At 40.8% G+C, this 6,007-nt stretch carries 3 protein-coding genes; all 3 read right to left on the bottom strand.

Annotated features, from left to right (window positions below; genetic code table 11):
• Positions 1-99: 99 nt before the first annotated feature.
• Complete coding sequence (locus GNE10_RS31060; protein WP_185569716.1) at positions 100-1,308, bottom strand: alpha/beta hydrolase; 1,209 nt, start codon at positions 1,306-1,308, stop codon at positions 100-102.
• A 22-nt stretch (positions 1,309-1,330) separates the two neighbouring features.
• Positions 1,331-4,708, bottom strand: a complete 3,378-nt coding sequence (locus tag GNE10_RS31055; protein WP_185569715.1) for an NACHT domain-containing protein — start codon at positions 4,706-4,708, stop codon at positions 1,331-1,333.
• 329 nt (positions 4,709-5,037) lie between these two features.
• Complete coding sequence (locus GNE10_RS31050) at positions 5,038-5,919, bottom strand: shikimate dehydrogenase (protein ID WP_185569713.1); 882 nt, start codon at positions 5,917-5,919, stop codon at positions 5,038-5,040.
• Positions 5,920-6,007 lie beyond the last annotated feature (88 nt).

Here is a 6,007-nt window from a genome sequence, read left to right as displayed (position 1 = left end):
GAACCCGTAGGGTGAGAGATAGGGGAGATGGGGGAGATGGGGGAGACAAGGGAGATAAGGAGAATAATTCTTAACTCCTCAGTCAACAGTCATCAGTCATCAGTCAACACTTCCACGCAATGCCCAAGCCAAAAACCTTTCAGTATGATACAAGGCTAATTGATTGCTCACACCATTAAAAACAGCATCAAAAGCGTGTTCTGCCCAAGGAATTTGTAGAAAAACCGCAGTGTTACCAGAACTATGTAAACTTTCGTACATCTGTTTTCCAAATTGAGGTTTTACCACATGGTCGCGACTGCCGTAAATTAATAAAGTTGGTGGTAAAGGATGCCTTAAGTAATTTATCGGTGAAGCAATTTGATATTGATTAGGTAATTCTTCTAACGAACCACCGAGAAATGCTTTTAAAACAGCGCGGCTATCAATAGGATCGGGACTTGGCGGTGATTTGTATCCTTCAGTTAAGTCAACAGGCCCGTAATAGCTGACCACAGCACGGATGGGTGGTGCATCCGGTTGATAAGCTGCTAGCATTGCTAAGTGTGCCCCGGCAGAATATCCTATAAGTACAAGATTTTCTGGGTCGGCTTCGTATTCAGCTGCATGTTTGCGAATAAAATTGAGGGCTGTACGCACGTCATCCAACTGAGATGGAAATTGATATTGAGGTGCGTGTCGATAATCGATAGCAAATACTGTATAGCCCTGCTGAGCTATATATTGATTGAACTCACTATTGGCGCTGGGATTGCCACGTTGCCAAGCTCCACCATAAATTACTATTACTGCTGGATATTTTCCCACTTCCTGCGGTTGGTAAACTTCCATTTTTAAAGGCACTCCCGCAGGATTAGCAAAGATAATATCTTTTTGATGACGTGTTTTCCCTAATGCAATACCCCGGAAAGAATTGACTAAGTTAAAGGGATGAGTTCGCATTTTGGCTTTTAATTCTAATGGAATTTTTTCTAGATAATCTGCTCCCAATGCTTGTTTCATCGCTCGATCCATCTGCTTTTGAGTGAGTGGAATCTTCACTAACACCGAGCCACAAATTAGCAATCCGATGATATTGAAAATAAAAATTAAAATCTGTATTTGACGGTAACGGATGTAGAAAAAAGACAGCAATAAACACAACAAATTTAATAACAATAGCCAAGGACTGACTTCTGGCGCTCCCACAGCTAGAGTGAGTAAAAACATATTTGGAGCAGGAAGGATAATCCAAGAACTAAGAAATAGGCTTGTAAAACTTAGTAATAATGCAAGCCATGATAAAAGTATTTTGAGTTTAATAAACATTTACAGTTTTTTCTAAGTGCTGCTAATCTCTATAGATTTCAATTTTTAGGTTGGGTAATCGTTCTAGTGGACTAAAGTCGGTAACATCTGTATCTCCTAGGACTAATTCTGTAAGATTAGGAAGGTTAGCAAGCGGACTAAGGTCACTAACAGGTGTTTTTGAAGTAAATAAAGTACTTCCAAAAATGCGAATTTTACCTAAACATAGTTTACGTAAACTGTGACATTTAACAAGTGGACTAATGTCGGTAACACCTGCTTCAGCTATACTCAAGCTCACAAGATTGGTAAGGTTTGCTAAGGAACTAAGGTCATTGATTTTATTCTCATTAAGTTCTAAATTCGTGAGATTAAAAAGTGAAGTAAGTGGACTAATATCTTTTACTTTTGTTTGATAAATGCTTAAATTCTTCAGACTATAAAGTTTTTCTAAAGAATTAATAATGCTGATTTGTTCAGATTGCATCAATGCACCTCCACTCTCGGAAATTACTGCTCCTATACTCAGTGAGGTTAGTTTAGAAAGATTGGTAAGCGGACTAAAATCAGTAATGTCATCTTCAAGAATATTTAACTTTTCTAAATTAGTAAGGTTCGTTAGTAGACCTAGATCGCTGATACCTGTTTTCACTAAAACAAGATTGGTAAGCTGGGTCAGAGTCTTTAGAAACTGACAGTCTGTAGTTTTAATACTACTCAAGTCTAGATAAGTCAAATTAGAAAGAAACGCTAGTGTCTTAGTATCACAATTGAGAAGTTCTTGTTGGAAATAGCGACCTAAGGATAAGTGAGTCAGCTTGGTAAGTTCTGCTAAGGGACTTAAATCACAGATGTCATCTCCTTCCAATATTCTTAATTTAGTAAGATTAGTAAATTTTTGCAGTGGACTCAAATCTTTTAAAGATAGCTTTTCTATAACTAACTCGTTAATATGCTTAAGATGCTCAAATCCTTCTGATGAAACCAGAGTAGGGACATATACTTTGTTAGTATGAGATAGTACCTTCTGAGCAAAAGCATCACGGTCAAAAGCATCCCAAGCTTCACCTAATTCTCTACTTAACTTATAATAAGTATCCTTTGCATGATCAGCTAAAATTTGCATAGCCGCATAACTACCAATTTTGCCTAGCGTCTCTATACACCGAGCCTTGTCACTCTGAGAATAGTTTGGCTTAGGAGCAAGCAAAGGTACGATCGCATCCCCAGCCCTCGCAACCATTATCACCTCGTCATCATCTTTGGGAGGTAACAATGCCTCAGCTTGTTGAAGCACTTCAGCACGTACCTGAGGGTCAACTTCTACAGTTGTTTCCAAACACGCCACCGCCAGCAAATGCAAATAATGGCGTTTATCTGGCATTTCATTACCCATCTGGAGTAGCTTTTCGAGCAGTTCTTTACGCTCTCTTGGGCGACCTAGACCAGCAGCAACAATAATTGCTTCGCGCCATTGGTCATCGTGAGCACGTTGCAGCAGTACATTAACACTATCTTCATTCAGTGCTGCTTGTGCTGCAAGAAACTCTTGAAAGGTACGGTGTGCAAAATCAATTTTCCCAACAACTGGTTCTCGCAAAAGTGCTGCTCTTTCCACAAATAGAGCGCGTATCTGTTTGCCAGTCACTTCTTTGGGAAGGGTCATCCCTGGTAGGCGACGGGTGAAGTGGTCATCAACTCGGTCTATTTCAACGTCAGAATAATTATTTTGCATCATCCAATAAGCAAAAGATTGGATTAAAGCCATTTTCTGACTGTCGGACAAACCAGCTGGGTAAGATTCGTCAAGGTCAAGTTTAACTTTGCGTCCGCGATCGCGGCTGTTCAACAGCATATCAATGCAGTCATGGTAAAGCTTGATACGTTCTGTAGGCAGATTTTCACCACGTTCTAGATACAGCACACAAATCATCGCACACAACAATGGTGTGGTTGCCAGTCGCCGCAAATCAGGACGTTGACGCAATAGACGTTTGAGGTCGGTTGCCTTACTTTGCAAATTAATCTGTCGATCTTCTGGACGAGAAGCAGCTGCTAGAGCCTCATGCCACTGAGTAATAAATTGTTCGATATCAGTAGGACTCATCGGCTGTAGTGACAGATTGAGAAATTCTGCTTGCTCTGTCCAATTTTCCCACTCTTGCCACTTTTCCCCTTGACCATCCTTTAGCCCAGCAGGACGTGACGTGACAACATAACGTGCATAGGGAAAGTCCGCCACCAAGTCGGCAAGGGCATCAAAAAAAGCTTGACGCTGGTTTCGTGGCAGTTCATCCACCCCATCAATTAATACCAATGCATATCCGGCCTCAAGGCATTGATGTACCCACCCTTTGGGCATCGTATCAGCAATGTTACGAGCAATGAGTTTTGGGAACTCTTCTGGTGTAGGAAAATCTTTATCTACCAGAGACCTTAGCCGAATAAAAAATGGTATCAGTCGATTCCAAGACTCTAAGGCAGGTGGAAAATCTTGCTTGGCAGCATGCACAGCTAGCCATTGGAGAAGTGTACTTTTACCAGCACCAGCCCCACCCCGAATCACTATCCGTCGGCAGGTAGCAAGGGTTTCGTCTACTGGAGATGTGCGGAAACTTGTGATTTTCTCCTGCTGCTGAACGTGAACTGCTATTTCCTCCGTTAGCCTTCTACTGATAATTTCTGCCTGTTGATTTTGCTCCTCTCGCCCGTGCGGTGTTGCTGACAAGGTAACATAGGCTTTGCTAAGGCTTTGTCGGGCAGTAAGGGTATCCATTGGCGGCAAACCAAACATCTCCATTCTGTCTAGTTCGCGGATGATGACTTGCTGATATCTCCTCTCAAAGTCATTTTTGTCTCGTTGAGACTGCTCTTGTGATGTTTGGAAATGCTCAATAATTTTTTCTAGTCGCTGCAAACTCTCTGTAGTTACAGCAAGTGTAAAACCTTGCAATTGTGGTGCTACTTCGATGATGCCTTTGCTCACTTCTTCTAACATCCGTTCATAGAGAGCAGTTTCGTTGCGACCAAAGTGTTTGCAAGCCTCTGGATAAGCACTGCGAAGATTTACTGTTAAGGATTTTACATCCAGACTAAAACTCATCAGCAACTCACTCGTTACCTCAGCCCTACGCAATGTGTCTGCAATTTCAAGTTGAACTGCTGTGCGGCTATCTTGGCTAACGCTTGCGGCTTCCAAGTCGAAAATGGGCTGCATGTTTTCTACTATCTGCTTGGCAATTCTTTCAATACTTCTTTGTGTCTTTTCTTGGTCGCTAGGGTTAGAAATAAAATTTTTAAGCTTGTCTACTATATTTTCTTCAACCGCCTTCTCTAATGAGCGATTTTTCAGGTAAGTAGAAATTATTATTTTTGCTATTGCAGGGCAGACAAGGAAAACAAGCGATCGCACAACAGTCATAAGTATTATTACAAAGATATTATTTAACTTTAAATGTAATTTATACAAATCATAGTTAAAGGATTTTTACCATATTTTAAGGATAAATTAAGCAAGACGATGTATTATCTGTTGCTAGGGAACAATATAGTACTAACATACAGACCAATACGCCTGGGTTAAGGATTTTCGTGGGGATAATTGGTCTTTGAAGACGCGATAAATCGCGTCTCTACATGAGGGTTTTGGGTTTATCTGAACTGTATTGACATGTCCCCAACACCAAAATAATTTGGGATAATCTCCAAGCTAGAAATAATACAGAATTTTTGTATGAGTTTTAGAATTACTTATCTCCCGAAACCCAGGTGATTTTGCAAAACTTGGCGCATGACTTCTACAGGTATAGTTTCTTGCTGCAACCAGATTTTTAATGCTGCTACCCCTTGTTGGACTAGCATTTCTAAGCCATCAATGGCAATTGCGCCTTGTTTTTCTGCAAGCTTGAGAAATTGCGTTGGTTTAGGAGTATATATCAAATCATAGGCGATCGCACCTTGGGGCAATTGTGCTATTTCTTCTGCACTCAAAGGCGACTCATCAACTTGAGGATACATACCTATCGGGGTTGTATTGACTAGTAAATCTGCTTGGGGAATCAATTTTGCTAGTTCATCCCATGTACCGACTTGCAAATTCTCTTCTATAGCTGGATTACTCCAACTATCGCAAAATGCTTGTAATTTCTGCACATTGCGTCCCAATACATAGATTTTGGCAAAACCTAGTTGATGACAACCTGCCACAACTGCCCTAGCTGCACCACCATTGCCTAAAATTACTGCTACTTTTTGACTCCAATTTTGCTTATACGTTGTCTGCAAAGGCGCAATAAATCCTTCAATATCTGTATTTGTACCTACCCATTTGTGATTTTTGCGGCTAACAGTATTTACTGCTCCAATAGTTTGAGCAATGGGAGTAATTTCTGACAACAGAGGAATAATTGCTTGTTTGTGGGGTATCGTCACACTAAAGCCCACTATATCAATAGCGGCGAAACCTGCGATCGCAATTTCTAAATTTTCTGGTGCGATGGAAAAAGGTAGATAAACATAATCTAATCCCAAATTAGCGATTGCTGCATTATGCATCACCGGCGACAGTGAATGTTCCACCGGATAGCCAATTACTCCTAAAAGTTTAGTTTTCCCTGTAATTAATTTAGTCATTAGTTATTAGTCATTAGTCATTAGTCATTACTTATTCTTTGTCTCTCATCTCTCTTTGCGTCCCCGCGTCTCCACCTCCCCGCGTCCC

The organism is Nostoc sp. 2RC (assembly GCF_014222165.1).
Taxonomy (GTDB): domain Bacteria; phylum Cyanobacteriota; class Cyanobacteriia; order Cyanobacteriales; family Nostocaceae; genus Nostoc; species Nostoc linckia.
This window is presented reverse-complemented; position numbering and strand designations above follow the sequence as displayed.